This window comes from Pseudomonas sp. R4-35-07, assembly GCF_003852235.1.
GTDB lineage: Bacteria > Pseudomonadota > Gammaproteobacteria > Pseudomonadales > Pseudomonadaceae > Aquipseudomonas.
The window spans coordinates 2,871,096-2,897,554 of record NZ_CP027732.1; the positions used below are offsets into that span (position 1 = coordinate 2,871,096).

General features: G+C 61.7%; 26 protein-coding genes and 1 pseudogene. 8 read left to right on the plus strand and 19 right to left on the minus strand.

Annotated features, from left to right (window positions below; genetic code table 11):
* Both C4J89_RS13075 and C4J89_RS13080 read right to left on the minus strand, forming a co-directional pair.
* Positions 1-654: a response regulator transcription factor gene (locus C4J89_RS13075; protein WP_124414648.1), complete on the minus strand. Its 654-nt coding sequence runs from the start codon at positions 652-654 to the stop codon at positions 1-3.
* Positions 651-1,829: a sensor histidine kinase gene (locus C4J89_RS13080; RefSeq protein ID WP_124414649.1), complete on the minus strand. Its 1,179-nt coding sequence runs from the start codon at positions 1,827-1,829 to the stop codon at positions 651-653. The genes C4J89_RS13075 and C4J89_RS13080 overlap by 4 nt, the downstream gene beginning before the upstream one ends.
* 166 nt (positions 1,830-1,995) lie before the next feature.
* Here C4J89_RS13080 and C4J89_RS13085 point away from each other — a divergent pair, with 166 nt between their 5' ends.
* The 3 genes from C4J89_RS13085 to C4J89_RS13095 all read left to right on the plus strand — a co-directional run bounded on the left by C4J89_RS13085 (position 1,996) and on the right by C4J89_RS13095 (position 4,413).
* Complete coding sequence (locus tag C4J89_RS13085) at positions 1,996-2,514, plus strand: SgcJ/EcaC family oxidoreductase (RefSeq protein WP_124362763.1); 519 nt, start codon at positions 1,996-1,998, stop codon at positions 2,512-2,514.
* Positions 2,515-2,777: 263 nt separating this feature from the next.
* On the plus strand, positions 2,778-3,095 hold the full coding sequence (locus tag C4J89_RS13090) for a helix-turn-helix domain-containing protein (protein WP_124366960.1): 318 nt from the start codon (positions 2,778-2,780) through the stop codon (positions 3,093-3,095).
* Positions 3,088-4,413, plus strand: a complete 1,326-nt coding sequence (locus C4J89_RS13095) for a type II toxin-antitoxin system HipA family toxin (RefSeq protein ID WP_256681798.1) — start codon at positions 3,088-3,090, stop codon at positions 4,411-4,413. Before C4J89_RS13090 ends, C4J89_RS13095 begins: the two co-directional genes overlap by 8 nt.
* On the opposite strand, the gene C4J89_RS13100 is transcribed toward C4J89_RS13095, so the two are convergent.
* Entirely contained in the window at positions 4,369-4,929 is a 561-nt protein-coding gene (locus C4J89_RS13100; RefSeq protein WP_124362766.1) for a TetR/AcrR family transcriptional regulator, read from the minus strand. The two genes, C4J89_RS13095 and C4J89_RS13100, sit on opposite strands and share 45 nt — an antisense overlap.
* 124 nt (positions 4,930-5,053) lie before the next feature.
* Between C4J89_RS13100 and C4J89_RS13105 the strand changes: the two genes are divergently transcribed.
* Entirely contained in the window at positions 5,054-5,674 is a 621-nt protein-coding gene (locus tag C4J89_RS13105) for a DJ-1/PfpI family protein (RefSeq protein ID WP_124362767.1), read from the plus strand.
* Positions 5,675-5,715: 41 nt separating this feature from the next.
* A complete protein-coding gene (locus tag C4J89_RS13110) occupies positions 5,716-6,246 on the plus strand; it encodes a DUF2867 domain-containing protein (RefSeq protein WP_124362768.1) in 531 nt (176 codons plus the stop codon).
* Positions 6,247-6,279: 33 nt separating this feature from the next.
* Here the strand turns inward: C4J89_RS13110 and C4J89_RS13115 are convergent, their stop codons facing one another.
* The 16 genes from C4J89_RS13115 to C4J89_RS13190 all read right to left on the minus strand — a co-directional run bounded on the left by C4J89_RS13115 (position 6,280) and on the right by C4J89_RS13190 (position 23,105).
* Positions 6,280-7,623, minus strand: a complete 1,344-nt coding sequence (locus C4J89_RS13115) for a TolC family outer membrane protein (RefSeq protein WP_124414650.1) — start codon at positions 7,621-7,623, stop codon at positions 6,280-6,282.
* A gap of 22 nt (positions 7,624-7,645) precedes the next feature.
* Positions 7,646-9,163, minus strand: a complete 1,518-nt coding sequence (locus C4J89_RS13120) for a DHA2 family efflux MFS transporter permease subunit (RefSeq protein ID WP_124414651.1) — start codon at positions 9,161-9,163, stop codon at positions 7,646-7,648.
* Positions 9,160-10,227, minus strand: coding sequence for an HlyD family secretion protein (locus C4J89_RS13125; protein WP_124414652.1), 1,068 nt, complete (start codon positions 10,225-10,227; stop codon positions 9,160-9,162). Before C4J89_RS13125 ends, C4J89_RS13120 begins: the two co-directional genes overlap by 4 nt.
* Positions 10,228-10,256: 29 nt before the next feature.
* Positions 10,257-11,072, minus strand: a complete 816-nt coding sequence (locus C4J89_RS13130; protein WP_124362772.1) for a DUF3050 domain-containing protein — start codon at positions 11,070-11,072, stop codon at positions 10,257-10,259.
* A gap of 47 nt (positions 11,073-11,119) precedes the next feature.
* Positions 11,120-12,004, minus strand: a complete 885-nt coding sequence (locus tag C4J89_RS13135; protein ID WP_256658969.1) for a fatty acid desaturase — start codon at positions 12,002-12,004, stop codon at positions 11,120-11,122.
* A gap of 85 nt (positions 12,005-12,089) precedes the next feature.
* Positions 12,090-12,917, minus strand: a complete 828-nt coding sequence (locus C4J89_RS13140) for an SDR family oxidoreductase (RefSeq protein WP_124362774.1) — start codon at positions 12,915-12,917, stop codon at positions 12,090-12,092.
* The gene (locus tag C4J89_RS13145; protein ID WP_124362775.1) at positions 12,914-14,056 is read right to left on the minus strand and encodes an acyl-CoA dehydrogenase family protein; all 1,143 of its coding nucleotides are present in this window, start codon (positions 14,054-14,056) and stop codon (positions 12,914-12,916) included. The genes C4J89_RS13140 and C4J89_RS13145 overlap by 4 nt, the downstream gene beginning before the upstream one ends.
* Positions 14,057-14,059: 3 nt before the next feature.
* Positions 14,060-14,503: a type II toxin-antitoxin system RatA family toxin gene (locus C4J89_RS13150; protein ID WP_124362776.1), complete on the minus strand. Its 444-nt coding sequence runs from the start codon at positions 14,501-14,503 to the stop codon at positions 14,060-14,062.
* A 14-nt stretch (positions 14,504-14,517) separates the two neighbouring features.
* On the minus strand, positions 14,518-15,777 hold the full coding sequence (locus C4J89_RS13155) for an aspartate aminotransferase family protein (protein WP_124414653.1): 1,260 nt from the start codon (positions 15,775-15,777) through the stop codon (positions 14,518-14,520).
* A complete protein-coding gene (locus C4J89_RS13160) occupies positions 15,774-16,838 on the minus strand; it encodes an SDR family oxidoreductase (protein ID WP_124362778.1) in 1,065 nt (354 codons plus the stop codon). Before C4J89_RS13160 ends, C4J89_RS13155 begins: the two co-directional genes overlap by 4 nt.
* 182 nt (positions 16,839-17,020) lie before the next feature.
* Positions 17,021-17,749: an AraC family transcriptional regulator gene (locus C4J89_RS13165; RefSeq protein WP_124362779.1), complete on the minus strand. Its 729-nt coding sequence runs from the start codon at positions 17,747-17,749 to the stop codon at positions 17,021-17,023.
* A 179-nt stretch (positions 17,750-17,928) separates the two neighbouring features.
* Positions 17,929-19,260 (minus strand): ABC transporter substrate-binding protein, encoded by a 1,332-nt coding sequence (locus tag C4J89_RS13170; protein WP_124414654.1) that lies wholly within the window; start codon positions 19,258-19,260, stop codon positions 17,929-17,931.
* 28 nt (positions 19,261-19,288) lie between these two features.
* Complete coding sequence (locus tag C4J89_RS13175; protein ID WP_124414655.1) at positions 19,289-20,356, minus strand: branched-chain amino acid ABC transporter permease; 1,068 nt, start codon at positions 20,354-20,356, stop codon at positions 19,289-19,291.
* Positions 20,357-20,378: 22 nt separating this feature from the next.
* Positions 20,379-21,260 carry a branched-chain amino acid ABC transporter permease gene (locus tag C4J89_RS13180; protein ID WP_124414656.1) on the minus strand — a complete coding sequence of 294 codons (882 nt, stop codon included), beginning with the start codon at positions 21,258-21,260 and terminating at the stop codon, positions 20,379-20,381.
* Between the two features lie 2 nt (positions 21,261-21,262).
* Positions 21,263-22,039 (minus strand): ABC transporter ATP-binding protein, encoded by a 777-nt coding sequence (locus tag C4J89_RS13185; protein ID WP_124362783.1) that lies wholly within the window; start codon positions 22,037-22,039, stop codon positions 21,263-21,265.
* 10 nt (positions 22,040-22,049) lie between these two features.
* Positions 22,050-23,105 (minus strand): AMP-binding protein, encoded by a 1,056-nt coding sequence (locus C4J89_RS13190; protein WP_124414657.1) that lies wholly within the window; start codon positions 23,103-23,105, stop codon positions 22,050-22,052.
* Positions 23,106-24,197: 1,092 nt separating this feature from the next.
* Here C4J89_RS13190 and C4J89_RS27445 point away from each other — a divergent pair.
* From C4J89_RS27445 to C4J89_RS13200, 3 genes and pseudogenes are all read left to right on the plus strand, one after another.
* A pseudogene (locus tag C4J89_RS27445) lies at positions 24,198-24,569 on the plus strand (methyl-accepting chemotaxis protein); the annotation flags it as partial.
* Positions 24,570-24,770: 201 nt separating this feature from the next.
* Entirely contained in the window at positions 24,771-25,475 is a 705-nt protein-coding gene (locus C4J89_RS27450; RefSeq protein WP_372238985.1) for a methyl-accepting chemotaxis protein, read from the plus strand.
* 17 nt (positions 25,476-25,492) lie between these two features.
* On the plus strand, positions 25,493-26,413 hold the full coding sequence (locus C4J89_RS13200; protein WP_124414659.1) for a substrate-binding domain-containing protein: 921 nt from the start codon (positions 25,493-25,495) through the stop codon (positions 26,411-26,413).
* Positions 26,414-26,459: the final 46 nt, after the last annotated feature.

A 26,459-nucleotide genomic window follows, 5' to 3' on the forward strand; every position in this document is an offset into this window, starting at 1 on the left:
TCATGGTGGCGTCACCAGGCCCAGGGCGATGCCCCGCACGGCGGCCTGGGTGCGGTCGGCCGCGCCGAGTTTGCCGATCACCCGCTCCACATGGGCCTTGGCCGTGCCGGTGGTGATGCCCAACTGTTCGCCGATGGCCCGGTTGCTCATGCCGTTGGCGACCAGGCCGAGCACCTGGCGCTCCCGTGGGGTCAGTGGCTCGCCGGGAGCGGCGCCGCTGGCCTGGCGTTCGGTCATGCGCCGCAACAGCCGGGCGCTGACCGCCGTGTTAAGCGCTTCGCCGCCGGCGGCCACCAGTTGCAACGCCTGGATCACCTCGGCGCGGCTGGCATCTTTGAGCAGGTAGCCCACTGCACCGGCTTGCATGGCCGCCTCGAGGTACTCGGGGCTGTCGTCCATGGTGAACATCACCACCTTCACCTCCGGCAGGCGTTGTTGCAGCAAGCGGGCGGCGCCCAAACCGTTGAGGCCGGGCATGCGGATGTCGAGGATGACGATGTCTGGCAGCAGTCGCTCACACAGCTCCACCGCTTGCAGGCCATCGCTGGCTTGGCCGACCACCTCAAACTGCGGGTGGCCGGCCAGCAGGGAGACGAAGCCGGTGCGCGTGACTTCATGATCGTCCGCCAACACCAGGCGCAAGACATGGGTCATTGAGGGACTCCGTTCCAGTGGGCTGGCACGCGAGCGTGCAGTCGGGTACCGCCGTCGGTGGCGCTGGCGCAGGTGAAGCTGCCGCCCAGCAGGCTGGCGCGCTCCTGCATGGTGGCGAGGCCCAGGTGCTGGGTGTCATCGAGTGACGGCTCCGACGTGAAGCCCTTGCCATTGTCATCAACCCGCAGCGACGCGTGACCGTCACGCAGTGCCAGGGTCAATTGCACCCGGCTGGCGCGCGCATGCTTGAGCACATTGTTGATGGCTTCCTGGCCGATCCGAAACAAGGCGATCTCCACCTGGCTGGGTAAGCGCGTGTCACAGTGCGCCCGCCAGAGCACGTTGATGCCGGCGTCACGCAGGCGGTCGGCTTCTTTATCGAGGGCTTTGAACAGACCGAAATCATCCAGCACCGTGGGGCGCAGGCCCGCGATCAGTTGCCGGCCCTCGCCGACCGAGTGTTGGGCCAGGGTCAGTATCGCCTGCAGGTCGGCGGCCAATGCGTCCGGCAGCGGCGGGCAACGCCCGGCGAAGCCTTGCAGCCGTTGGTGCAGACCCGCGAGGGTTTGCGCCAGGCCATCGTGCAGGTCGTAGGCCACACGCTTGCGTTCATCCTCCTGGGCGCGGAGCAAGCGGTTGACCAGGTCGGACAGGGTTTTGTCGCGCGTCTTGAGGGTGCTCAGCAGCCGCTCGTTTTCAAGGTGGGCAGCCAGCAAGGTGGCGAGCAGTTGCAGCGATTCGCTGTCCTCATGCTCCGGCGTGCGCAGGCTGACGCTATTGCCCAGCACCAGTACGCCAATGGCAGGGCCGTCGCCGGCGCGCAACGGCACTTGCAACACACTGGGCAAGTCCTCTGATGGCCGTTCCTGCCAACACGGCGTGCGCAGGCTGCGGTCGCCGAGGTCGGCGAGGCTGCTCAATCGCGCCGGGTTGCCATGGCGGGCGCTGGTGTGTGCGATGCCGTCGGCGTCCCACTCCTGCAGCAGCCCGTGGTCCATCGCCAGAAACCCACAGGCCCGCGCGAGTACGCGTTCGCGCATGGCGTCGGGGGCCAGTTCGCGCAATTGCTGCCCGGTATCCACCAACAGGCGCAGGCGCGCCGTACGACTTTCCGACTGGCGGAAATGCGCGCGCATGGCCAAGGCGCTGGCGGGGTCATGGGGGTTGTCATGCACGGATAATGCTCCAGTGGACGGCGGGCGCGAGGGGGATGTATTAAACATCGTTGAACACCTTGGGCGCTATCTGCCAAATGGCATAGGTAAACACCTCCGGTTGGCCGATGGCGGGCGCCGGGGAGGAGGGCAAAGTGGGCTCAACGACGACCACTGGAGTAACGCCATGACATTCAAGATCGCGCCGCTTGCCCTGATATTTGCCCTGAGCGCACCGATTGTTCACGCTGCCGAGACAGCCCCCTATGTCTACCGTGAGGTGGCCCAGGCGCCGGCCAATGTGAAAGACCGCGAGATTGCCGGGCTGTTCGACCGCTGGAACAGCGCCTTGCAGACCGGCAACGTTAAATCGGTAGTGGACCTCTACGCACCGGGCGCCGTGTTGCAGCCGACCGTGTCGAACCAGGTGCGCACCACGCCGGAGCAGATCACCGACTACTTCGACCACTTCCTGATGCTCAAGCCGGTGGGCCAGATCAACTACCGCGAGATCCGCCAACTGGGCAGCAACGTCGCCATGGACAGCGGCGTGTACACCTTCACCCTGACCGAATCGGACGGCAAGGTACGCCAGGTGCAGGCACGCTATACCTTTGTCTATGAGCAGGTGGGCGGGCAGTGGAAAATTCTTAACCATCACTCTTCGGCGATGCCGGAGGTGCAGGCCAAACACGCCGGGAAGTAACCGCTGGAACAAAAATGCCCATGCCTGTGCCGGTGTGGGCTTTTTTGCGTTCAGCGCCGTTGAAGGTCGGGGGTTATACGGCTGTAGCGCACGAATGGCGATTTCCTGCGCCCATTCTGTGCTCTATAAATCCAATAAATCGCGGGTAATCCCATAGTTTCTGAAGTTAACACCCAAAATACTGGATTTACCAAGCTTGTTAGTCACTGTGGTTAATTCTATAGTGGGGAATTAACTGGCAGAGCATGGGCTGGGTACACATTATGTTGGATTTAAGCTTCAGCAAGCCGAGCGAGGTCGTCAAGCGCCTCTGCGATCGCTTGCGCACAGAGCGCCTGGCGCTGGACATGACACAAGCCGACCTGGCCGGACGTGCCGGCATCGGCACCAACACCGTGTCCAACCTTGAAGCCGGGCGCAATGTCGGGTTCGAGAACCTGGTCCGGGTGGCGATGGCCCTTGGCCGGACCAAGGAACTCGAAGGCCTGTTCCTGCCTAAGCTGGACAGCATCGAGGATATTCGACGCTACGAAAACAGCGCCAATCGTCTGCGTACCAAGAGGAAGCCCGGCAATGCTTGAGCAGGTGAATGTCTTCTACGAGGGCTGGGGCGAGCGGTGGCAATGGGGCACGCTGGTGTCCACGACCGCCTTGACCGGTCGCCCATTGATCCTGTTCGAGTACAGCCATCAAGCCAGGCAAAGGGGTTTGGAACTGTCCTCCTATACGCTGCCGTTGGAGGGGGCTCAACTGCGCCGCGACTTTCCAGACCACCAACTGTACTTGCCAGGGCCTGTTTACGACGCGTTGCCGGATGGGTGGGGCATGATGCTGATGGACCGACTGTTCAGGCGTCGCGGGCTCACCACCGCGCGCATCGGCCCACTGGAACGGCTGGCCTACGTCGGCAGCAGCGCGATGGGCGCCATGACGTTCGAGCCCGTGGTACCCGAAGGGCTGGAATCCACTGTCCACATTTCGCTGGAGCAGCTTGCCAGCGAAGTGCACCAAGTGCTCCATGGCGATGGGGGCGAGTTCCTGCAGACGTTGATGCTGGTGGGCGGCTCGCCTCAAGGCGCCAGGCCCAAGGCCCTCGTCTATCGCGATCCGGAAACGGGAAGGTTCACCACCGCCGTCACGCCGGGTTTTGAAGCGTGGTTGATCAAGTTCCCGGCCAAAGAAGAACAGGCCGAGGTGTGCGCCATCGAAATGGTGTATGCCCAATGCCTGCGCCTGTGCGGTATCGAGACCGCTGACACGCAGTATTTCAGTCTGCCCGGTGGGTTGGCAGCGTTTGCCAGCAAGCGATTTGACCGCCGGGACGGCGTGCGCATCCCCATGCAAAGCCTTGCGGCCTTTACGGGGGCCAATTACCGGTCTCCTGGGGTGCTGGACTATGTCAACTTCTTGCGGGCAACGCAGATGTGTACCAATGATGTGCGAGAAATGGCGGTGGCCTTCGAGCGTGCCGTCTTCAATGTTGCGTTCAACAACAGAGACGATCATCCCAAGAATTTTGCCTATGTCATGTCCAAAGGCGGTCAGTGGAGACTGTCCCCGGCTTATGACGTGACCTTCTGCGAGGGGCCAGGCGGTTACCACCAGATGGACGTGATGGGCGAAGCCCTGTCGATTTCTCGCGCACACATGCTCAGGCTTGCCGAGGAAGCCGAGCTGCCCCCGGAGGTTGCAGGCCGAGTGATTGACGGCATTTGTGAGGTAGCGAGCCGGTTTGCAAGCATCGCCGAAGACCTGTACCCACAGGCGATTACCCGAGACACCTTGCGCATGATCCAAGGCCGCATCGATCAGAACGTAGCCCTGCTACAACCCGATCAAAAGGGGACGCTCAGCTCAGGATCGAAGCCGCCACGGAGAAAGAGCCCGTTCAAAAAGTGAAACGGCTCGGTGCAGGAAACGGTTGAAGCGCGCGGCATCACGGCGCAGCCCTGCCTGTTGGCCGCCAATCAGGCACAGATGGGCCATCTGGCCCATCACTTCGGCTTCGCCGGGCCCGTGCACCACGCTGCGGCAAGTGCGTATGGCGAAGTCCAGGCGCCTTGCGTCCACGCGTTGCTGGAACTCGCCCACCAACGGGTCGTGCAGCGACCAGGCGCGGATCGAAATTTCACGCCCGGGTTGTTTCTCAGCGGCAATACTCAAGTAGCGTTTCAAGGTTTCGCCCGCGCCACGACCCTGCGCGGCATAAGCGAGCATGCGCTCCGTGTAGTCTTCCTCCCAGGCGGCCAGCAAGGCGCGGACAAAATCTTCGCGATTGCGGAAATGGTGGTAGAAGGATCCACGGGTCACATTCAGTCGGCGCGACAGACTCTCGGCCGACACGCCAGGATGCCCCACTTGATCGAGCGCCTCAAAACCCGCCGCGATCCAATGGTGCCGCGTTAGTGTGCTCACCCGTTATTCACTCCCTATTTAGCGCCATACAGGCTGTGTATGGTGCGCAAACGATGGATAGGCTACGAACACCCGCATAGATGGCCGCTGCGTTTTGCAGGCCTGCCTGTTCATGGAGTTCGCCTTGAAGAAAATCGTCCTGGTTGCTTTCGACCATTTCACCGATATCGACCTGTTCCTGATGTGGGACATTCTAGGCCGCAATACGGAGGACTGGCACGTGCGAATAGTGGGTGCCAGCCCCATCGTGCGATCAGCGCACGGCTTGCCTGTTTCGGTGCACGGTCCGCTTCGCGAGGCCAATAGCGCAGACGCGGTATTGTTCGTCAGCGGTAAGCAAGGCATACCCGCTGCACTTGCCGCCCCGGATTTCCTGCCGGTGTTTGAACTTGACCCCAAACGCCAGCGCATCGGCGCCATCTGCGCCGGCGCTTTCATTCTTGAACGGCTCGGGCTGCTCAACGGCCTGGCCACGACGCACCCGGATGCACGATCACACCTGCAGGCTCTGGGAATTGAGTGCATGGACCGGCCGCTTGTCTTCCAGGGAAACGTTGCAACCGCTGGCGGATGCCTTTCGGCGCTCTATCTGGTGGGATGGCTGGTGGAGTCCTGGTTCGATGTCGACAAGCGCCGTGCGACGTTGCTCCCGGTACTGCCAACCGGCCAGCAAGCGCTCTATGATGCCTTGATCGGGCTCAGTATTCGGCAAGGAGAAGTGGGCACCTTAACGACATCCCGTTGATCCATGCTCATGCCCCTTAGCACCCAAAAGAGATTCCCCCGATGCCCCGAGAATGCGAGCTCGTTACGTCCGTGCCTGTTCCCTCAAGGTCCAGTATCACCCACCTTTATCAATCGATGCACCTGGCGGACGCTTTTGCGATTCGGCTCCCGGCAGGTACATCCGCTGACGCGGATGTGCTGGTGCGATTCATCCTTTCCCACCAGCCAGCGTGGATCGGCTGGCTCATGACGGTGCGCGACACGATCGTTGCCTGTTTTGGTCTCAAGACCGCCAGGTACCTGGCATCACTGGCTGATCGGGTTGGCGTCTTCAAGGTCTACAGCACCCACCGCACCGAAATTGTGTTGGGCGAAGACGACAAGCACCTGGACTTTCGCATATCGCTCCTGTGTGCGGATGAGGCCGAGCCAGATGGCAGTCGCCAACTGGTTTTTTCAACCGTGGTGCACTGCCACAACCGCCTGGGCCGGGCCTACATCATGGTTATCGCGCCGTTCCACCGCTTGGTTGTCAAGGCCAGCCTGGTTCGGGCGGCGCGCGTCGGTTGGCCGCTGGCTAACCGCCCCTGAGGCCCAGGGCGCAGCGCTCCATTCATCAGCACTTCAGTTCAGCGAACGGCTGACATCACGCAGGCGCACGTCGTTCAGGTTGCCAGTGGAGGCCAACAGGTGCAACTGAGCCATCAGAATGGCATAGCGCTGTTGGACCAGACGTTGCTGGGTATCGGTGACCACCTGTTGGGCGTCCAGCACATCGGTGTTGATACGCGAGCCGGCTTCGAAGCCGTGGGTCACGGCGGCGAGGTTGATCTGGCTGGAGTTCAGCACCTGCTTGAGTGCCCGGTATTGGCTTATGCCGTTCGTGACTTGCAGGTAGGCCTGACGCGCCATCAGCCCGGCGTTGCGGCGCGCCTCTTCCACTTCATCCGCCGCCTTGCTTTGCAGTGCGTGAGCTTCGCGCACGCGGCTGCTGGTGCGACCGCCGCTGTAAAGTGGAACGCTCAACTTGACCCCTACCACGGTCTGGTTATAGCGATTTTGCGGCAATGTGACGTCGTACACATCACCGCCGACCGAAGCGAAGCGGCCATGGGCGGCGATCAGGTCAAGGGTCGGCAAGTGGCCGGCCCGTTCCTTGTCGATGTCCATTTCAGCCAGGCGCTGGGCAATCTGTGCCGACTGCACGGCCAGGTTGCCTTGTTGCGCGGTGCTGTCCCAATCACCTATGGCGGCGGGCATTGGGGCACTGAACTGCGGCTCTTTGCTTGACCACGGGCGCGCCTGTGTGGCGGTCAATTGGGTGAGTGTTTCGTTGGCAATGTCCAATGCGCCACGCGCGCCAATCTGTTCGGCAAATGCCTGGTCATACTTGGCCTGCACCTGTGCGAGCGTGTTGGCGGTGGTGGCGCCATCGGCCAGCAGTCGTTGGCTGCGGTCCAGACGCTCACGCAGCGTTTGCAGTTGTTGCGTGCGTGTATTCAACAGTTCCTGGTTGAGCAGTACATCGAAATAAGCGCGGGCAACGCGCAGCATCAGGTCCTGGCGCGCCTGTTCCGTGTGGACTTCACTGGCGCTGATCAAGAGCTTGCTCTGATCGTGGGCAATCACGTTCTGCCAGCGCAGCAGTGGTTGTGTAAGGACCACCGCGTAGGCGTTGGTGTTATTGCGATTGCGGTGGTAGTCGGATGAATCCTCGGCATCGACCCAGGCCGCGCCGCCGGTGACAGACAGGTCCGGCAGCAGGTCGGCGCGGCTTTGCGGTTCCTTTTCCGCCGTGGCCAATTGCTGGGCCTGTGCAGCGGCGAACTGCATGTCATGGGTCAGCGCCTTTTGGTAGAGGTGATACAGGTCATCTGCCGACACCTGTGCGGGCGCGCAGGTCAGGGCCAGCAAGCACAGGGGCGTGAGCAGTGTGGTGGTGTCGAGACGCAGGCCTGGAATACGCAAGGGGTGTGCTCCACTGAAAAATTTATCGACTGACGAGGCTTCTACGCATCATCAGCACCATTGGAATACCGATGGCCATCACGGCTCCCAAGGTGCCGAACAACATGCTGAACGCCAGCATTTGCCCCTGCTCGCGCGCTTGCAGGTAAGGCATCAGGGCTATGGCTTGCTGATGGCTGGCCAGGCCCAGGGAGAGAAACAACGGGTCGGTCTCCACGCCTGCCCAGCCGCTCGCGACGAGACTGGATTCGGTGACGTGTTCGGAGAGCAGGCGATAACGCTCCCACGAGAATCGCGTGAGCAGCGTGGCGGCGATGGCGATGCCGACACTGCCGCCCAGCTGGCGCATCAGATTCAGGACCCCCGAGGCGCCGGAGATCAATGTCAGCGGCAGGCGGCGCATCGCCAAGTTGGTCAGCGGTACGAAGATCATGCCCAGGCCCAGGCCACGGATCACCAGGGGCCAGTAAAGCGTGTCCGGGTTACTGTCGAGGGTGAACTGGGTGTGCAGGAACATGGCATAGCAGTACATCACGATGCCCAAGGTCACGAACACGCGCTCGTCGATCCTGTTTTCCTGGGACAGCTTGCCGATCACCAGGGTGCTGATGGCGCTGGCCACCGCACCTGGAAAAATCACCAGTCCGCTCTGGTAGGCGCTTTGTGCCAATAAGGTCTGCAGGAACAGCGGCACCATGAACAGGGTGCTGTACAGCCCGAAACCCACGCAAAAGGCACAAATGCATCCCATCAGGAATTCACGGTTCTGAAACAGCGCGACATTGACGATGGGGTTGGTCACCCGCCGTTCCCACCAGAAGAAGCCCACCAGGCTGAAGCTGCTGAGCAACAGGCAGGCGACGGTCCAGTTGGACGCCATCCAGTCCCAATGTTCGCCGCGCTCGAGCAGGATCTGCAGGCTACCGACCCCCAGAGCCAGCAAGCAGAAGCCGCTGTAGTCGACGCTGCTGGGTTTTTGCTCGTTAGGCGAGTCGCTGATACACAGCCAGCACAGCAGCAGGGCCACGGCGCCGATCGGCAGGTTGATCAGGAAGATCCAATGCCACGACAACGTGTCGATCAGGTAGCCGCCGACGGTCGGGCCCAGAGTCGGCCCCATCATCACGCCCACGCCGTACAACGCCATGCCGCTGCTGACCTTTTCCTTGGGGAACACGTCGTAGATGATTGCCTGGGAAATACCCAGCAACCCGCCGCCTGCCAGGCCTTGCAACACCCGGAACGCGACCAGTTGCCACAGTTCGGCCGACAGTGCGCAACCCAGGGATGCCAGCACGAATACTGCAGTTGATACCAGGTAATAGGTACGCCGCCCAAACCACGCCGACAGCCAGCCACTGACCGGCAGAATGACCACGTTGGCCACGACGTAACCGGTGGAGACCCAGGAAATTTCATCGACCGAGGCACCGTAGGTGCCCATCAGGCTGGGAATCGCCACGTTGACGATGGTGACATCCAGCAACTCCATCATCGACACCAGCGTGACGGTGAACGCAATCAGGTAGGGCGACCTCATAGCGTCTGGCTGCCGTTGTGGTGTGTGGCGACTTCAACAAAGGCACTCATGCCCGGGCTCAACAGCGCCTTGTAGTTATCCGGTACACCGGTAAGCACGATGCGCACCTGCACACGCTGAACCACCTTGGTGAAGTTGCCCGTGGCGTTTTCCTGGGGCAGCAAGGAGAATTTCGCCCCGGTGGCCGGTGCCAGGCTTTCGACGACGCCGTCGAAGGTGTGCCCGGGGAACGCATCTACGGTGACCCGGGCATTCTGGCCGACGCGTACGCGGCCCACCTGGGTCTCCTTGAAGTTGGCGGTGATCCACAGCGGGTCGGTTGCAATCAGGCTCATGAGCTTTTGGCCGGCAACCACGAACTGGCCGGGCTCCACCTCTTTTTTCGAGACAATGCTGCGCATCGGCGCGGTCTGGCGGGCGTCGTTCAGCTTGATCCTGGCTTGTTCCATTTCGGCTTGCGCGGCGGCGATCCGGTAGTCCTGCACCTTGAGTTCAGCCTTGTTGGCCAAGGTGCTTTGAGCGGCGGCCTGAGTATTACTGCGCGCCACTTCCTGAGCATGACGAAGGGCGTCGAAACGCGCCTTGGCCACTTCCTGGTCCTGGGTGCTCAGCGCGCCTTGAGCACCCAGGCGACGGGCACGTTGGTAGTCATTGCGCGCCTGCTCAAGGTTGGCACTCGACTGCGCCAGGGCCGCCTGCGCGGCTTCACGCAGGGCAACCGCACCGAGGACCTGGCTGTCCAGCGCACCCGGCCCTCCGGCGCGCCCGGCGGCGGCAAGCAACGCTTGCCATTGTGCTTCGCGCTGCTGCAGCTGGTAGTGATATTCACTGTCGCGGATCTGAAACAGCAAGTCACCGCTTTGTACTGTGACGTTGTCCGTCACCGGCACACTGATCACTACGCCCGATAGCTTGGCCCGCACCGGGATAATCACCCCATCGAGTTCTGCATTGTCGGTACTCACGTAGGTGCTGGAATACTGCCAGCGCTGCCAGCCCAACATCAGCAGCCCGCCCACCACGACGCCGCACAGCGTCAGTTTTACCAGCTTGCCTTTGGTCATGAGGTACTCCCTGTAATTGCGCGTCTGTGTCAAGCAGGCTCAGAAACGGTTTCGACCTCACGCACAGGGCGGTCCGCAGTGGAATGGGCCTTGTCCAGCAGGAACTGGTGCACGCTGTTCCACAGCTCGATCCGTGAATTGATCGCGGTCTTGGCACTCTCGACCATATGCAGGTGTTGCGCGGGTGTGGTGACGATCTCGGCGATGATGCGCTTGGCTGCCGGACCGTGGTCGTCGCCGTCCATTTCGATGTGGCGCTTCAAGTAGTACGTGAGCATCGGTACATCATGTTCACTGACCGACCATTGCGACAGCAGTCGGCCAAACATATCGGGGATGATGTCTTCACGACCAAAGAAAAAGTACGCCAGCACCGCTTCGGTCGTGCCGTGTTGTGCAATGTCGAGGGTTTGGCACATGAACACTTTCGCCGCCGTTGGGATAGCCGGGTCGTTGAGCGCCTTTGCCAGGGGAACCTGGGCCTTGATCGCTGCCAGGAAGCGGCGGAATACCGTGCTGTCGGCACCGATTTCATCCATGGCGGTGAGGTACAGGTCCAAGTGGCTGATAAAACCGCCATTGGGGTGCTCGTCGGTTTCTTCGCCGACCACGATTTCATTGATCAGACGGGCGGCGGTGATGTGTACCGGCGGCACCCAGGGCAACTCCACACAGGTAAGGTCGCGCTGGATGCGCTTGAGCAAGGTCATGAAGTCCCATACGGCGAACACATGAAACTCCATCAGCGTGCGCACGTCTTCGAGGGTGCGGATGTTTGCAAACAGCGGATGGCTGAACAGCTGTTCGCGTTCGGTTTCAATGTGGCTATCGATGTTAAAAGGCATAGGTGCTCCTGCGGCCTGAGGGTTCAGGCGGAAAATCCATGGGGAAATTAAGGGTGTTTGTCGTTCAGCGTGTTTCCACGATAGGGGTGGCGACTGCAGGCGTATCGGAAGGACCGAACGAAGTGCTTTTCAAGCAGGTATTGCCGGCCTGCATACCATCCCGCGTCCAACAGGTGGCGGTGTACCTGGGGCAGTCGCCAGCACGGCACTGCGGGATAAAAATGATGCTCCAGGTGAAAATTCGAGCCGGCGTGCAGCCAGGTGTTGAAGCGCGAAGTGCGTGAGCGCGCTGGCGGCTGTTGATGGCCCGCTTCGAAAGCATGTTCCTGATAGGCATTGACCGCCGAGATCAGGAACGCCACCGCCAGGCTCAAGGAAAACCCCAGAAGCAGCCCGTCGATGCGCCAGATAGCCAGCCCGTAAAGGCTGAGCCATCCAGCCTGGCAGGCAATATTGCAGCGAGCCAGCCGTTGCACCTCGATCGCACTCAGCGGCAGTGGCGAGGGCGTGTTCAGTGGGCCGAAGGCCAGGCGCCAAGTGGCCTGCAGATAGCGCAGGGTGGCGACCAGGCGCGACAGCATGATGCGGCTTGCCAGCGTGTGGTAACGCGAAAAGAGCCGGTAGTCCGGGTCCTTCTCGCTGTTGCTGTAACGATGGTGTTGCCAATGGTCCACGAAATAACCGGTCACACAGAACCCTGGCAGCAACGAACTGGTGGCAATGCCCAAGTAGCAACTGTGCAAGGGGTTCGCACTCAAGTTGAAGTGAAAACCTTCATGCCCAAGGATCGCTTGCAGAAACAACCCATATCCGGCCAATACCACCAACGGCGAGCACACCAGCACCCAAAAAACGGAGGAGGTGCTCACCACCCACACAAACAGTGCGAGAGGTAACAGGTAGAGACTCAAGGCGTAGGCAATGATCAGCAAGGATTCTCCTGATCGGGCCCTGAACAAGGCACGGTCGAGGCGGACCTGGGGTTTGGGATGCGGGTGGCTGGCCATTGGCTACGGCTTACTCGATCAGTTCAGGTTTGAGTGCCAGGTGGCCGCCACGCGTGAGCGTGCGCAGGCGCAGGGCGATAAAAGTATCAATCACGCTTGGCATGCAGCGCGCGGTGTACATGGCCAGCGTGCCCATGAACGTCAGCCCACGGTTGCGCAGGCCATTTTTCTGGCAGGCGCGCACCAGGCCGGCAGCGGCTGCCTCCAGTTTTTCTTCCAGCGACAGCAGGGTCTTGTCACCCCACTTGAACGTCACCAGGCGCTTGACCGACAGGCCCACACGCTGCGCCGGCAAGTGGATTGCAGTGTCAATGAACCCCGGGTACACCGTGACCACGTCGAGTTCGCCGCGGTACTGCATGCGCAACACATCCGAATAAGCGCTCAGTGCACGTTTGCTGGCAGCGTAGGCGGCCACGTAGGGCGCGTTCACCAGCGCGAACAGTGACGACACGTTGACCACTTTGCCGCGTTTGCGCAGCAACCCCGGCAGGAACCCCGAGACCAATTGCCATGGTGCGAACAGATTCACATCGACCGCGCGGGTCACTTCATCGGTAACGCCGGTTTCGCCGCGTTCCAGGGTCAGGATGCCGGCGTTATTGACCAAAATGTCGATGTCACCGAAATCGGTGCTGATGGCACTGATTGCGGCGGCCAGAGCGTGACGGTCGCACAGGTCGACTTGATAAAACGCGTCCAGCAGGCTGCCCTCCTGCGGCGTAAGTATGTCTAGACCAATCACCGTGGCGCCCTGTTGCTTGAGCTTGCTGGCGGTCGCCAAGCCCAGGCCGCGCGCGGTACCGGTGATTACGATGATTTTTCCGAGCAGGTTCATGGGTGCGCTCCGGTCATGCTGAAGGTTGAGTCGGTCAAGTAGGTGTCGAGGTTGGTCGCCATCGAGATCTTTGCCGGGGGATGGAATTGCAGGCCGCGGCAGGCCAGTAAGCCGTTGGAACTCTGGTTGCTGGTGATGAACGCCATCCCCCCCAACATGGCGTGGGCCTGGTCGGAGAGCTGGGCAAGCCGCCGTTCGATGCCGTAGCGCACCAACAGCAGGCGGGCCAGCACATTCGGCAAGTCCTGCGGGTTGCGCTCGATATCCAGGGCTGCGCCTTCCAGTGCACTGATCGCCAATTGCAGGTCGGCTGCCAGATCCACGCGGTGATGGGCTGTCCAGCGTGCGGCGTCGGTCACTGACTCGACCAGACCCGCGCAGGCGCCTACATAAGACGCGCAAATCAGCAGTTCGAACCAGATAAACCCCACGGTCTGCACGTCACCCAGCAGGTGGGTGTAGCCGGCGGAAAACAGCATGCGCTCAGGCACCAGCACGTCGTTCAGGCGCACTTCGATGCTTTCAGCAGCGGCCAGGGCGCTGTTCTGCCAGAAGGCACTGCGGCTGATGCCCGATGCAGTGGCGGGAATCAAAGCGACCATCAGTTCTTCACCCGCCGGGGTTTGGCGGATGTAGCTGGCAGTGAGCAGGTCCATCGACTGGCCGAGGCAGCAGGGCTTTTTGCTGCCGCTGAGCAGTACCCCTTCCGGGGTGTGCACCGCCTGCATGGCCGAATCGAGGATCCCGGCGCCCGAAGTGCCCTCGGCAAAACCCGACGACAGCAGCAGGCGGTTTTGTGCGACGGCGGCCAGCAACAGACCTTCGGCGCCGCCGCCGTTTTGTGTGAGTGCCAACAAGCTCGCCACGGAAAACTGGTGCATGGTGCTGGCCACCGCCAGTGAGGGCGACCGCGCGCCAATGGCGATCTGCACATGCATTGCGTCGAGGATGTCCGCACCCAGCCCGCCTGCTGCGCGGTTGACCAACAAGCCCACCGGACCATGTTGCTTGAACAGGGCGATGACGTCGCTTTGGGGGGCTTCGCGCTCGCCGGCCGGTATCGCCGCCAGACGCTCGTCAAAACCCGGGGCGTAGCGTTGAAGCAGGGCGCGCGAGCGATTCAGCAATGACAGTGACATGGTTCACGCCTTCAAGTAGCTCGCCGGAAACAGGCCGGTGATGATTGAGTGGATGTTTTCCCGAATGGCCTGTGTGGCCACCGGGTCGAGCATGTCCGCAAGCATCGGAAGGCCCAGGTCGAAGCGTGATTCAAAGGTGATGATCGCGTCTTTGCCGTCCGGTAAAACCTGCCAGGTGCCGGAGAAGTGATCGACATCGCCGGCCATTTGCTCGAAATGAATCTCCCGGGTCTGAGCATTGAACGTGTCGCGCTCCTGCCACTTGAGGATGCCGCTGTGGAAGTTGACCTCCCAGGAGGTGAACGAGACCTGGTCGCTGACTTTGTTGATGGTGATGTTACGCACCGATTTACACAGCTCGACGTACTTGCTGAAATCGCTGATCACGGCAAATACTTCATCAGCGCAGGCATGGGGAATGTGGGCCTGCACGTTGACTTCTTGCATGGGGGAAACTCCATTCAAAGGGATGGCATTGAGGTGGTCAGCGCCTGCGCGAAGCCTTCGAGCAACCAGTTGCAATCCTGGGCGGTCAACAGCGGCGATGGCGTGAGCCTCAGCACCCGATGATCATTGAGCGAGTGGCACACAATGATTCGTTGCTCGATAAGGGCCATGACCATGTTTGCTGCGATCGACGCGTCGGCAAATTCAAAGCCGAACAGCAAACCTGCGCTACGCAGCTCGACTCGCTCGGTCCAGCCCCGTTGTTGCAACAGCGCGCTGAAGCGGGCATGCAGGTCCTGCCCAAGCAGCCGGGCACGCGCTACCAGGTCTTCTTGCACCATCACTTGCAGCGTGGCCTGTACCGCCGCCATGGCCAGCGGATTGGCGCCGAAGGTCGAGGTATGAACCGTGGGGTTGCGGTTGAAAGGCGCATAGATCGTAGCGCTGGCAACCATGGCACTCACCGGTACGCAGCCGCCCGACAGGCTTTTACCTACCAGCATGATGTCGGGCACCACCTGCTCATGGTCGCAGCCCCACCAGTAGCCGGTGCGGCCCAGGCCAGACTGGATTTCATCGATAATCAGCACGGCGTCATATTGGTCGCACAGCTCGCGCACACGTTTGAGATAGCCTGGCGGCGGCAGGACCACCCCAGCTTCGGCCTGGATCGGTTCGAGGATCACGCAAGCCTTTTGCGACGATGCCCGCAGTTGCTGCTCCAGTGCCACGCTGTCGCCAAACGGCACAAAGTCGCTGTCGCTGAGCAACCCACTGAACGGCTCGCGGTAGCTTTCGCGGCCGGTGACGGCGAGGGCACCGAGGGTCTTGCCATGGAAGCCGCCGAGAGTTGACAACGTGCGGCGGCAGCCGTTGAGGCGGGCGAGTTTAAGGCCTGCTTCAGTGGCCTCGGCGCCCGAGTTGCAAAAGAACACATACTCCAGATTGCCTGGGCAATGTGCAGCCAGTGCGTGCGCGGCAAAAGCCTGTTGCGGATTGAGCAATAGCTTGCTCGCCAGCGCATTTTTCTGCAGTTGCCGGGCGACCGCTTCCACGACCACCGGATGGCCATGGCCCAGGAAAAACACGCCGTATCCGCCGGCGTCCAAGTACTGGCGGCCTTGCTCGTCATAGATGTAGACGCCACGGCTGGACTGCTCGATCGGCAGGTTCATCAGCGAAGCGAGGCGTGCGTAGCCCGAGTTGACATGCTTGCGCAAATACTGGTCGACCTGTGCGGCGTCGATGGCGGGTTCGGCGACAAGCGGGTTCATGCCGCGCTCGCTTGTGTGGACGGTAACAGCGGCTGCTTGAGCATCCTCGTCAAGGCTCCCAGCTTGGGTGCCAGGTGGTTGAGCGACAGCAGTAACTCACGGCTGACATCGCGCTGGCTGAACGCCGTTTCGCCGAGTAACTGCGGCAAGGACGTGGGCAGCGGCGTGCGCAGGCAGGCATAGCGGCACAGCTGTGTGGCGCGGGTCAGGGCGGCCTGGATATTGCCGCTCAGCGCCGGAAGAAATACCGGGCGGATCAACCGTTCGTAAATGTCCGGCGCCAGGCATCGTGGCCGTGTGAACGGTTGCGCCTGGGCTTGCATGGACTGGCACATCAGGTCCAGCAGACCATCGAGATCAAGGGACTGGGAACCGCTGGTAAGAAAATAGTCTTCGCCGATTAAACGCTGGCGCAGCGCGTTGGTAATGGCCTGTGCCGCGACATCACGGGCGATCAGGTCGACATAGCCGGCAGACGGGCAGGGCACGATGGGCAGCACGCCGGACATCATCAGCCCCATGGTCATATGAAAGCCCTGGAAGTTGGGCATGAACCCGGTCTTCGCATCGCCAATGATGATGGATGGGCGAAAAATCGACACATCGATACCGGCCGAGCGAACCAGGGTTTCGGCTTGGCGCTTGGCGACTTCGTAAGGGGTTTCGGCTTGGACGCCTTCGTAATAGTCGCAGGGATGGGTGAAGGCGGTGCTGATGTGATACAGCGGAACCTTGGCTTGCTTCACAAAGGCCACTACGTTTTCGGTGCCGAGGTAGTTCACCGAAAAAATCTGATCGATATCGCCGTCCAGGCGAGTCACCGCTGCGGCGTGGATCACCCAGTCGACACGCTCAAGCAGCGCTGCATGAACGTCGTCGGCCAGCCCCAGGCGAGGGCTGCAGATATCGCCCGTGAGCACTTCCACCCGGGGATCGCGGATGCGGCTTTTACGCGCCAGGCAGACCAGGTCAAAGTCTTCTGCCAGGCAGTCGATCAGTGACTCACCCAGTACGCCTGAGCCTCCTGTGAGAAGGACGGTTAATTTTTGCTGTGCTGACATGTAGGGCGCTTCCCTGCGGACTCATCGAAACAATTAACGGGGCCATTCGCCGAATCGCAGGCACGGGTGCCCCTAGCGAACACTTTTTATTCACGGTCGGTGGCGCTGAGTGGCTCTGGAGGGAGACGATCAGCGCTTACCGTTTTTGCGAATAAGATGCGATCGATATTGGCGTTTTGATATCAGCGCGTCTTGAACGAAACGCTTGTCTTGCGCAAAACCTCTGCGGCAGTGCGCGGCGTCATACCAATCATGCGGCGCATGATGCGGGCCAGGTGCGCCTGGTCGGAGAAGCCACCTTCGGCGGCGGCGTCCGATAACGTCGAACCGCCGGCCAGGGATTTGGAGGCCTGTTCCAATTTGTTCCAGATGATCCATTGGGAGAGGGACACCCCCATCTGGTGGGTGGCGACGCAGCGCAAGCGTGGGCTGGACAACCCCACCGCATGGGCAGCGCGACTGACGCTACCGGGACCGTCGCGGTCCAGGCGCAGAATATTCAGGGCTTTGTAAAGCCTATGGTCGATCGGCGTGGTAATCGCGAGCAACCGCGAGAGGGCGTCGACAAAGTGCGGGAGGGATGTGGCGCGGCGAAAGCACTCCAGTAATTCGTCACTGGCCAGGGCGATGCCATTGTCTTGCAGCAATGCATTGAGCGCACGGCCCAATGCCGAGTCCGGGCTGACATACACAAACGCCACTGGATGACTGTCGGCCACGGCCCGGTGTTCGACGTTGGGCCCGATGATCACACCGGCTGCGCGGACCAACTGTCCGGGCAACTCCAGGGTGACCGGCTGGCCCAAGCCGATGCACAGTTGGATAGCGACATGGGAGTGGGCGGTGTTTTGATCGGCACGGCCAATGTAGCCGGCCCACGAGTCGCCAAAGGTAACGCTGCCATCCCACATTAAAGGTCTTCCTGACGCACTGGGTGAGTGTTGCACGCGTGCAGGGTAGGCCTTCGCAGGTCTGGATTCAAGTGAGTGGTGCGCTCTAAAGCTTGCCCGCATGTAGCACGGGGACGCAATGGCGCTTGGTGGCACAGCCCTTTTGAAATGGCTGTGTCACCTGCCTTACTGACAGCGCCTCACTGCTCCTGGCTGCAATCACGCGGCGTGATGCCTTTCTCTTTGGCGTACCCGGCTGCGGAGGCTTCGATGATCGGTCGCAGCAGCGCGCGGTCGGCCTGGACCCAGTCGCTGATCAGGTTCCAGCGCTGGCCGTCCCATTGCTGGAAGCGCACGGCGCCGCCGCCCTCGTGGTCGGCGCAGGACAGTTTCAGCGGTTGCACCAGGCCCTTGGCGCCCAGCGCTTGCAGGCGCGCGTCGTCCAGGTTCAGGTGTTCGAAGCCCCAGCGCACTTGCTCACCGGTGAGGGGCTTCTGGCCATATTTTTCCTGGGCCAGGCGCAGGGCTTCGACGTTCAGAATGCCGTTGACCACGCCCAGGTTGTAATACACGGTGCCAAATCGCTTGGGGTCGGCCAGGTTGCCCTTGCCGGCATTCACCACGCTTTGCTCGATGCCTTGCAGCACCGGGAAGTCGGTGCCCGACGGGTGCGTGGTGATCGCGATAAACCCCTTGGCGGCGGCACCGGCCGGCACCACGTCTTCTTCGGAGTTGCTCCAGATATTGCCGATGATGTGATCGGCCGGGTAGCCGACTTTCTGCGCGGATTTGAGCGCCACCGGGTTCATCACGCCCCAGCCGCGCAGGATCACCCAATCGGGCTTGAGGCGGCGAATGTTCAGCCACTGCGATTGCTGCTCGTTGCCGGGGTGCGGCACTTCCAGCAAGGTCAGTTCGAAGCCGGCGTTTTTCGCCAGCGTCTCGAGCACGCCATTGGTTTCCTTGCCGTAGGGCGAGCCGTGGTAGAGCACCGCGATTTTCTTGCCCTTGAGCTTGTCGGCGCCGCCTTCGCGCTGGCCGATGTAGTTGATGATCGCCGAGACTTCCGAATACGGGTTCAGCTGCAGCGGGAACACGTAGGGGAATACGCTGCCGTCGGTGGAGTCGGTGCGGCCATGGTTGATGGTGATCAGCGGCAATTTGTCGGCCGTGGAACGTTCCAGCGTGGCGTAGGCGATGCCCACTGACAGCGGGTTGGTGGCGGCGGCCGGTGCGCCGTTGAGCCCGCCCTTGAGGCGCTCGTAGCATTCGACGCCTTTTTCCACCACGTACTCGGTCTCGCATTCGCTCCAGGTCAGCTTGACGCCGTTCACTCCGCCTTTGGCGTTGATGTATTGCAGGTAGTCGATGAAACCGCCGAAGAAACCGCTGCCGCCAGCGGCGTAAGGGCCGACCCGGTAGCTCTGCAAAGGGAAGTATTGTTCGTTGGCGGCCTGGGCGCCGGCCGTGAGCCCGGTGGTGATCAGGGCCAGGCACAGGGCCAGGCGGCGCAGCGATAAGCGGTGTGTCATGGAGGTCATTCCTGGGGGGTTATTGAGTTCAGTAACGCAGCGGCCAGACCCTGGCCCGTTGACGAAAGCGCTGCCACAGACGGGCCAGCCCCTCCGGTTCCTTGATCAGAAAAACGATGATCAGCGCGCCAAACAGCATCTTCTGGATGTTCTCCAGCTGGCCCGCGTCCATCAGCCCGACGGGCAACAGGGCGAAGAGGTTGCCCAGCAGGATCGGGAACAACACGATGAACGCGGCGCCGAGGATGTTGCCGAGTACGCTGCCCAGGCCGCCGATAATGATGATGAACAGCACCTGGAACGAGCGGCTAAGGTCAAAGCCATGGGGTTCCACCGTGCCCAGGTAGGCGAAGGCCCACAGGGACCCGGCGACGCCCAGGTAGAAGCCGCTGATTGCAAACGCCAGCAGCTTGGCCTTCAACAGCCCAATACCGATGACGGCAGCGGCGGTGTCCATGTCGCGCACGGCCATCCAGTTACGCCCCAGTTCGCTGCGCACCAGGTTTTTACCCAGCCAGAACAGCGCCACCACCACGGCTAGTGTCAGCACGTAGCGGCCGCGCGGTGAGCTGAAATCCAGTCCGCCAATCAGCAGCGGCGGGGAGGTGATCACGCCGGACGCGTTGTCGTTGGTAAACCAGCTGAAGCGGGTGAGTACCCACTCCACCACGAATTGCGCGGCGAGGGTCGCCACCAGCAGGTAGAACCCCTTGATGCGCAGGCTCGGCAAGCCGAAGAACACCGCCACCCCGGCGGCAATCACGCCGCCCAGGGCAAAGCTGACCAGCAGCGGCAGACCGGGTACGCGCAAGTGCAGGTTGTAGGCGGCAAACGCGCCCACGGCCATGAACGCCGCCGAGCCCAGTGAGAGTTGCCCGGCGTAGCCCGTCAGCAGGTTGAGCCCGAGCCCGGCCAGCGACAGCACCAGCAGCGGCACCAGGATCGCGCTGAACCAATAGTCATTGCCCAGCCAAGGCACCGCAAAAAAAGCCAGGCCCAGCAGCAGCCACAGCGCGACGCGGTCCTGACGCAGGCGAAAGGTGCGGCGCTCGGCCGCATAGGAAGTGCTGATTTGACCGGCTTCTTGATACAGCATGCAGGGAGTTCCTCAGGGACAATCAAACCCGTTCGATGGCGCGCTCGCCGAACAGCCCGGCAGGCCGCACCAGCAGGAACAACAACGCCAGGACGTACGGCACCCAGTTTTCAATGCCGCTGCCGATGACCGGGCCTAGGTAGATCTCGGCGACTTTCTCTGCCGCGCCGATGATCAAGCCGCCGACAATCGCGCCGCTGATGGACGAGAACCCGCCGATGATCAGCACCGGCAGCGCCTTGAGCACCACCAGCGAAAGCGAGAACTGCACGCCCAGGCGGGCGCCCCAGAGCAACCCGGCCACCAGGCCGACACACCCTGCCGCCGCCCACACCAGGGCCCAGATGCGGGGCAGGCGGATACCGATGGCCATGGACGCCAGCGGGTCGTCGGCCACCGCGCGCAACGACAGGCCCACCCGCGTCTTGTTGAACAGCAGCGACAGGACGATCACCAGCACGGCTGCGGTGCCGGCGGCAAACAGGTCGAATTGCGAAAGCAGCATGCCGCGGATTTCCAGCGGTTCGTCGGCGATGCCCAAGTCCAGTCCGTGCACCTGTGCGCCCCACAGGAACTGCGCAAACCCTTCGATCATGTAGGACAGCCCAAGGGTGGCCATGAACAGGATGATCGGTGGCCGGTTGACCAGCGGGCGCAGCACGACTTTTTCAATCAGCAGCGCCAGCACCACCATGCTCGCCAGGGTGACCAGGAACGCCCAGGCGAACGGCAAGCCGCGCTCCAACAGGCTGACAAACGTCAGTGCGGCAAACAGCACCATGGCGCCCTGGGCAAAATTGAACACACCGGAGGCCTTGTAGATCAGCACAAAACCAATCGCCACCAGGGCATACATCACACCCGCCAGCAGCCCGCCGATCAGCACCTCGAAGAAAAATTCCATGCTCAGGTACCCAGGTAGGCGGCGATCACATCGGGGTTGGCGCGCACCTGTTGCGGGGTGCCGTCGCCGATCTTGCGGCCATAGTCGAGCACTACCACGTGGTCGCACAGGCCCATGACCACGCCGATGTCGTGTTCGATCAACACCACGGTGGTGCCGAATTCGCGGTTGATGTCGCGGATGAACTGGCTCATCTGCGCCTTCTCCTGGGCGTTCATGCCGGCCATGGGTTCATCCAGCAACAGCAGGGTGGGTTCGGCGGCTAGTGCGCGGGCCAGTTCGACACGTTTTTGCAGGCCATAGGGCAGGGTGCCGACCAGCACATGGCGCCAGGGATGGATCTGCAGAAAGGCAATCACCTTTTCCGCCTGCAAGCGGTGCGCGTCGTCCTCACGCGGTGCCCGGCCCAGGCGCAGCATTTGCTCGAGCCAACTGCTGCGGCGCTTGAGGTTGCGCCCGGTGAGCACGTTATCGAGCACGCTCATGCCCTTGAACAGCGCGATATTCTGGAAGGTCCGCGCAATCCCGCCTTCGGCCGCCTGGTGCGCACGCATGCGTCGGCGGGTCTGGCCCGCGTAGCGAATGCTGCCGCTTTGGGGGTGGTAGACCCCGTTGATGACATTGAGCAGCGAGCTTTTACCGGCGCCGTTGGGGCCGATCAGGCCGCAGATGTCGCCGGCCTTGACCTCAAAGCTGATGGAAGTAATGGCCTTGATGCCTTTGAACGACAGGGAGATGTCATCGAGCCGTAGTAGTACCGCTTCAGTGGATGTGCGCATGGAAGGCTCGTCAGGCAGATTGAGGCAGCAAGTGGTCGCTGGGTTCGTGGCGGGCAGAGGGTTCTTGCCAATGGCCGGGACGGATGCCCAGGGCTGCGAAGAACGCCGCACTGTCCGGATTCAGCGCTGGCCCGACCAGCAAGGGCACGCGCAGGCGGCTCATCCCCAGTACATCCAGCAACGGCCGACGGACCAGCCAGTGCCCCAGCCAGCGGCGCAGGGGGGATGGGCTCGGCTGCATGGCCCAGCGGTACACGCGATGGCTGAACGTCCCCGGCAGCGGCAGGCGTTCACGCACCCACTGCTCCAGGCGTGCATAGGATTCGCGGGTGCCCAGCACCAAGGTCGGGCCCAGCTCGCGCCGGTCGATGTCGCGGGTGGCCAGGGCCTCCGGAAAGTTCAGCCCAAAGCCGGCATGCAGCCAGGGTGCAAGCAGGTAGCGTGCTTGCCCGCTGGCGGCAAACACCCGTGCGGCCAGGGCCTCGTCGTCGGCGCCGAGGTGTTCCCGGTCGACCAGCGCACGGCCGCCCGCGAGCAACTGCGCATGGGTCAGGCGCAGGGTGGTCTCGGCATGAAAGACGAAGGCCGTGGCGTCGGGTTGCGGCGTGTGGGCGGGGGGCGAGGCATCGGTACGCAAGTCGGCATAGTCGATCAAGCCGGCGTCCGGGTACTGGCTCAGGCCACGCCCGTCGAGGAACACCACCACGTCGCGCTCACGCAGTTGTTGCAACGTGTCCAGGTCTTGCACGACCACGAAGCGCGGCCGCAGCACGTCCAACAACGCCTGGTTGTCGCGCTCCGGGTCGAGCAGTGTGACGCTGGCGCCCAACCAGTGCGCCGCCAGCGCCAGCAGCAACGCTTCGGGACGCGCCTGGCTGATGATCAACAGGTCATCGTCACGCCCCAAGCTGCGCTGATGCAAGGCAGCGGCGAGCTGGCTGACCTCGCCAGCCACCTCACTCCAACTGCGCTCATGCCAGATGCCCAGGCGCTTATAGCGCAAGGCGATCGCCGACCTGCGGATGTGGGCTTGACGCAACAGCGCCTGGGGCAGTGTCTGGGGCATGGATGCATCCTTCGGGATAGGTGCAAAGCTGATTGCATGCGCCATGCCAGAGGGATAAATGTTTGTATTTCAAATGGATAGGTAGCGTGCCTGGAGATTGGCGTGTGTTGATTCAGTACAAGCTGTCCAAGCACTGTTGGTGCGTGAACAGTGCTGACGCGAGGCGCGCCCGGCAGGCTGTCGGGAGTGCGCCTCGGTCATCACTCCCGTATTGCAGCGGTTTATTCGCGCTGAGTCGATCTTAAAACCTGCGCCAGTCGCTTTCTCCTTTCAAGTTCCTGGCTGCGCGGCCGATCCAGTCCTTAGCGCTCCGAGCAGTCTCCCTCGAAGTACGCCGACGCTTCAAACCAGCTCCACAACAATAAAAACCTAACGGGGTTAGCCATGACCATTTTACAGCGGGTTATCGGGGGCTTTGCGGTGCTTGTGCTGTTGCTGCTGACCATGGCAGGGGTCAGCTATCAAAGCACGCATTCTATAAGCGAGCGTCTGGGCATCATCACAAGCCAATCGGCACCATTGAGTCGCGCGGCCAGTGAGTTGTACGTGCATATCCTGCGCGCCAACCAGGCGTTGCTGGCCATGCTGATCAGCGCCGATGTCAAACAGATCGACGCCGGCAAGCAAGCGTTCACCGACAGCATTACCCAGTTCAATCGCTTGCTCGACAGCACGGCGGTCTATGTGGTCGACCGCGACGAGTTGAAGGCTGGCCTCGCCCAGCAGCGCCAGTTAGTGACGGCCTACGCCGACCAGGCGCAAACCCTGATGGCCTCGCACCGTGAGCATGTGCAGCAACTCGCGTTGACGCGAGTGCTGCAAGGTTACAGCAGCGCCCAGGGTTCGCAGTTGGCGGGTTACCTGCGCGATTACATTGCTCGGGCCCGCAGTGCCGGCGACGCACAACAGGTGGCGGCGGCTGAAAAACTGCTGTTGGAAGTCAACAAATCCTATGACGGGCTGGCCGCGCATGCGGCGACGCCAGCCATCGACACCTTGCAACGCGTGCTGAACCTGCAGGACGAGGTCATCAGCACGCGCCTTCAGGCGCTGTTGGCCGTTGACCCCAGAGGCGGGCGGATTGCCGCCGTGATGGTCAATCGTCTACTCACCGATCTGACCGGCGCCGACGGCGTGTTCCATGCCTACCTCGCCGAGGCAAAATTGAGTGCGCAGGTTGTGCAGCAACGCACTGCGGTAGAAGTCGCCCTGCAATCCACCCTGGGCAAGATTGGCGAATTTGGCAGCCAGGCCCTTGAGGTCGCCAATCACGCCCGGGACGATGCCAACGCCACCATCGGCACCAGCCGCAGCCTGGTGTTGATCGCCTGTGTACTGGCGGTGCTGGCCGCCGTACTGATCGGCATTTGGGTCGCCTTCAGCCTGCGTCGTCCCCTGGCGGCGTTTCGCGAGGTGCTCAAGCAACTGACGGCCGGCGATATGCGCGTCAGTTTCGATGTCTCGCGCAAGGACGAGTTCGGGGAGCTGGGGGGCTACCTGAATGAACTGACCATTGCGCTGCGCAAAACCTTCCGTGAGCTGATCAGCTCCGCCGATGCCCTGGCGACCACGGCGGACAACAATGCCTTGAGCAGCGAGCAGACCACTCGCGTAGTGGATGAGCAAAAAGACAGGTTGCAGTCGGCGGCCTCGGCCATGACTGAGATGGAAAGTACCGTGGAAGAAGTCGCACGGCGCGCGCAAGACACCCGCAAGGCGGTGGACGACACCAGTGACCTCACCGATCAAGTGCAGGAGCGTGTGGCCGAGACCATCGTCAACATTCGCCTTCAGGCCGAGCAGGTAAACAAAGCCACCGAGGTTACCGACGAACTGCAGAAGTACGGCCACAATATCGAAGGCATTGTGGTTGCCATTCGTACCATCGCCGAACAGACCAACTTGCTCGCACTCAACGCGGCTATCGAGGCCGCGCGTGCGGGCGAACAAGGCCGAGGGTTTGCCGTCGTCGCTGATGAAGTGCGCTCCCTGGCAAGTCGTACCCAGACCTCTACCAGCGAAATCCAGGAAATGATCGGACGGATGCAGGAAAAAATTCATTCCGTGGTCCAGGTGATGAACGAGAGCCAGGTGCAGTCGGGCCAATGCGTGACGCTGGCCTCGGGAGCCGGTGAATTGCTGCACTCGATGAGCGAGGCGGTCGGCACGATTCGCGACATGAACATCCAGATTGCTGCGGCCACCGAGCAGCAGAGCGCCACCGTGGCGGAAACCAGCCGGATGGTCATCCAGATCAATGATTCGGCGCAGCAGACGGCCGAAGGTGCCGAGCAATCGGCCAGCAGCAGCCAACGCTTATCGGCCATGGCCAAAGTGCAGCGTGAACTGCTTCATCAATTCAGCGTTTGACCCTCGGGAGCTAGAAAATGAAAGCATGGTTCAGATGTTTCCTGGGGTCGGCGCTGTTAACCACAGGCCTGGCCCAAGCCTCTACGCCGCTGGTGGGCGTGGCCATGGCCAAATACGACGATAATTTCCAGGCGTTGCTGCGCAATGGCGTGCAGCAAAAGTCGGCGGCGATGGATATCGATATTTTCATGGAGAATGGGCAGGATAATTCCGAATTGCAGCTGCGGCAGTTTCGCAACCTGATCCATTCCAAAGTCGACGCGATCATCGTGGCCGTGGTCGACGGCAAAAGCACGCCGCAGATGATGCAGTTGGCCAGCGAAGCGAATATCCCCCTGGTCTTCGTCAACCGCAATCCCTCGCCCGAAAAGCTCACCGCGCGCGCTGCGTTTGTCGGCTCCAATGAACTGGAGTCAGGCACGTTGCAGATGGAAGAGCTGGCACGCCGGGCCGGCTACAAGGGCAACGTGGTGATTCTGGTCGGCGACCCCGCCAATGCGTCCTCATTGATGCGCACCGAGGACGTGGAAAAAGTCGTCGCCAAGTACCCGGATATGAAAGTCGTGCAGAAAAAAGTCGCCAACTGGGAGCGTAGCCAGGCCGCCACGGTGGTCATGGACTGGGTGAAGCAGGGCGTCGATTTTTCGATTGTCGCGGCCAATAACGACGAAATGGCGATCGGCGCGATCATGGGCTTGGAGAAGGCCGGCAAGCAGGCCAAGGATTACTGGGTAGGGGGCATCGACGGTACGTCGGATGGGCTCAAACTCATGGCGGATGGAAAGATGGCTGTCAGTGTGTTCCAGGATGCTGTAGGGCAGGCGAGTGGAGCGGTTGATGCGGCTGTCCGCCTGGCGCGTGGCGAAAAGCTGGATACACCGATCATCTGGGTGCCGTTCCAGTTGATTACTCCGGAGAATCGTCAGCAGTTCGAGTGACGGGGGATGTGAATCGGCTCAAGGGACGGGCGCGGTTGAACCGGCC

Excerpts from the sequence above, each read along its gene's own strand:
- C4J89_RS13075 (WP_124414648.1), bottom strand. The coding sequence starts at position 654 with ATGACCCATGTCTTGCGCCTGGTGTTGGCGGACGATCATGAAGTCACG.
- C4J89_RS13175 (WP_124414655.1), bottom strand. The coding sequence starts at position 20,356 with ATGCTGTATCAAGAAGCCGGTCAAATCAGCACTTCCTATGCGGCCGAG.
- C4J89_RS13125 (WP_124414652.1), bottom strand. The coding sequence starts at position 10,227 with ATGACCAAAGGCAAGCTGGTAAAACTGACGCTGTGCGGCGTCGTGGTG.
- C4J89_RS13110 (WP_124362768.1), top strand. The coding sequence starts at position 5,716 with ATGCCCCGAGAATGCGAGCTCGTTACGTCCGTGCCTGTTCCCTCAAGG.
- C4J89_RS13130 (WP_124362772.1), bottom strand. The coding sequence starts at position 11,072 with ATGCCTTTTAACATCGATAGCCACATTGAAACCGAACGCGAACAGCTG.
- C4J89_RS13090 (WP_124366960.1), top strand. The coding sequence starts at position 2,778 with ATGTTGGATTTAAGCTTCAGCAAGCCGAGCGAGGTCGTCAAGCGCCTC.
- C4J89_RS13155 (WP_124414653.1), bottom strand. The coding sequence starts at position 15,777 with ATGAACCCGCTTGTCGCCGAACCCGCCATCGACGCCGCACAGGTCGAC.
- C4J89_RS13190 (WP_124414657.1), bottom strand. The coding sequence starts at position 23,105 with ATGCCCCAGACACTGCCCCAGGCGCTGTTGCGTCAAGCCCACATCCGC.
- C4J89_RS13160 (WP_124362778.1), bottom strand. The coding sequence starts at position 16,838 with ATGTCAGCACAGCAAAAATTAACCGTCCTTCTCACAGGAGGCTCAGGC.
- C4J89_RS13200 (WP_124414659.1), top strand. The coding sequence starts at position 25,493 with ATGAAAGCATGGTTCAGATGTTTCCTGGGGTCGGCGCTGTTAACCACA.
- C4J89_RS13085 (WP_124362763.1), top strand. The coding sequence starts at position 1,996 with ATGACATTCAAGATCGCGCCGCTTGCCCTGATATTTGCCCTGAGCGCA.
- C4J89_RS13180 (WP_124414656.1), bottom strand. The coding sequence starts at position 21,260 with ATGGAATTTTTCTTCGAGGTGCTGATCGGCGGGCTGCTGGCGGGTGTG.
- C4J89_RS13120 (WP_124414651.1), bottom strand. The coding sequence starts at position 9,163 with ATGAGGTCGCCCTACCTGATTGCGTTCACCGTCACGCTGGTGTCGATG.
- C4J89_RS13150 (WP_124362776.1), bottom strand. The coding sequence starts at position 14,503 with ATGCAAGAAGTCAACGTGCAGGCCCACATTCCCCATGCCTGCGCTGAT.
- C4J89_RS27450 (WP_372238985.1), top strand. The coding sequence starts at position 24,771 with ATGGAAAGTACCGTGGAAGAAGTCGCACGGCGCGCGCAAGACACCCGC.
- C4J89_RS13170 (WP_124414654.1), bottom strand. The coding sequence starts at position 19,260 with ATGACACACCGCTTATCGCTGCGCCGCCTGGCCCTGTGCCTGGCCCTG.
- C4J89_RS13145 (WP_124362775.1), bottom strand. The coding sequence starts at position 14,056 with ATGTCACTGTCATTGCTGAATCGCTCGCGCGCCCTGCTTCAACGCTAC.
- C4J89_RS13095 (WP_256681798.1), top strand. The coding sequence starts at position 3,088 with ATGCTTGAGCAGGTGAATGTCTTCTACGAGGGCTGGGGCGAGCGGTGG.
- C4J89_RS13140 (WP_124362774.1), bottom strand. The coding sequence starts at position 12,917 with ATGAACCTGCTCGGAAAAATCATCGTAATCACCGGTACCGCGCGCGGC.
- C4J89_RS13185 (WP_124362783.1), bottom strand. The coding sequence starts at position 22,039 with ATGCGCACATCCACTGAAGCGGTACTACTACGGCTCGATGACATCTCC.
- C4J89_RS13165 (WP_124362779.1), bottom strand. The coding sequence starts at position 17,749 with ATGTGGGATGGCAGCGTTACCTTTGGCGACTCGTGGGCCGGCTACATT.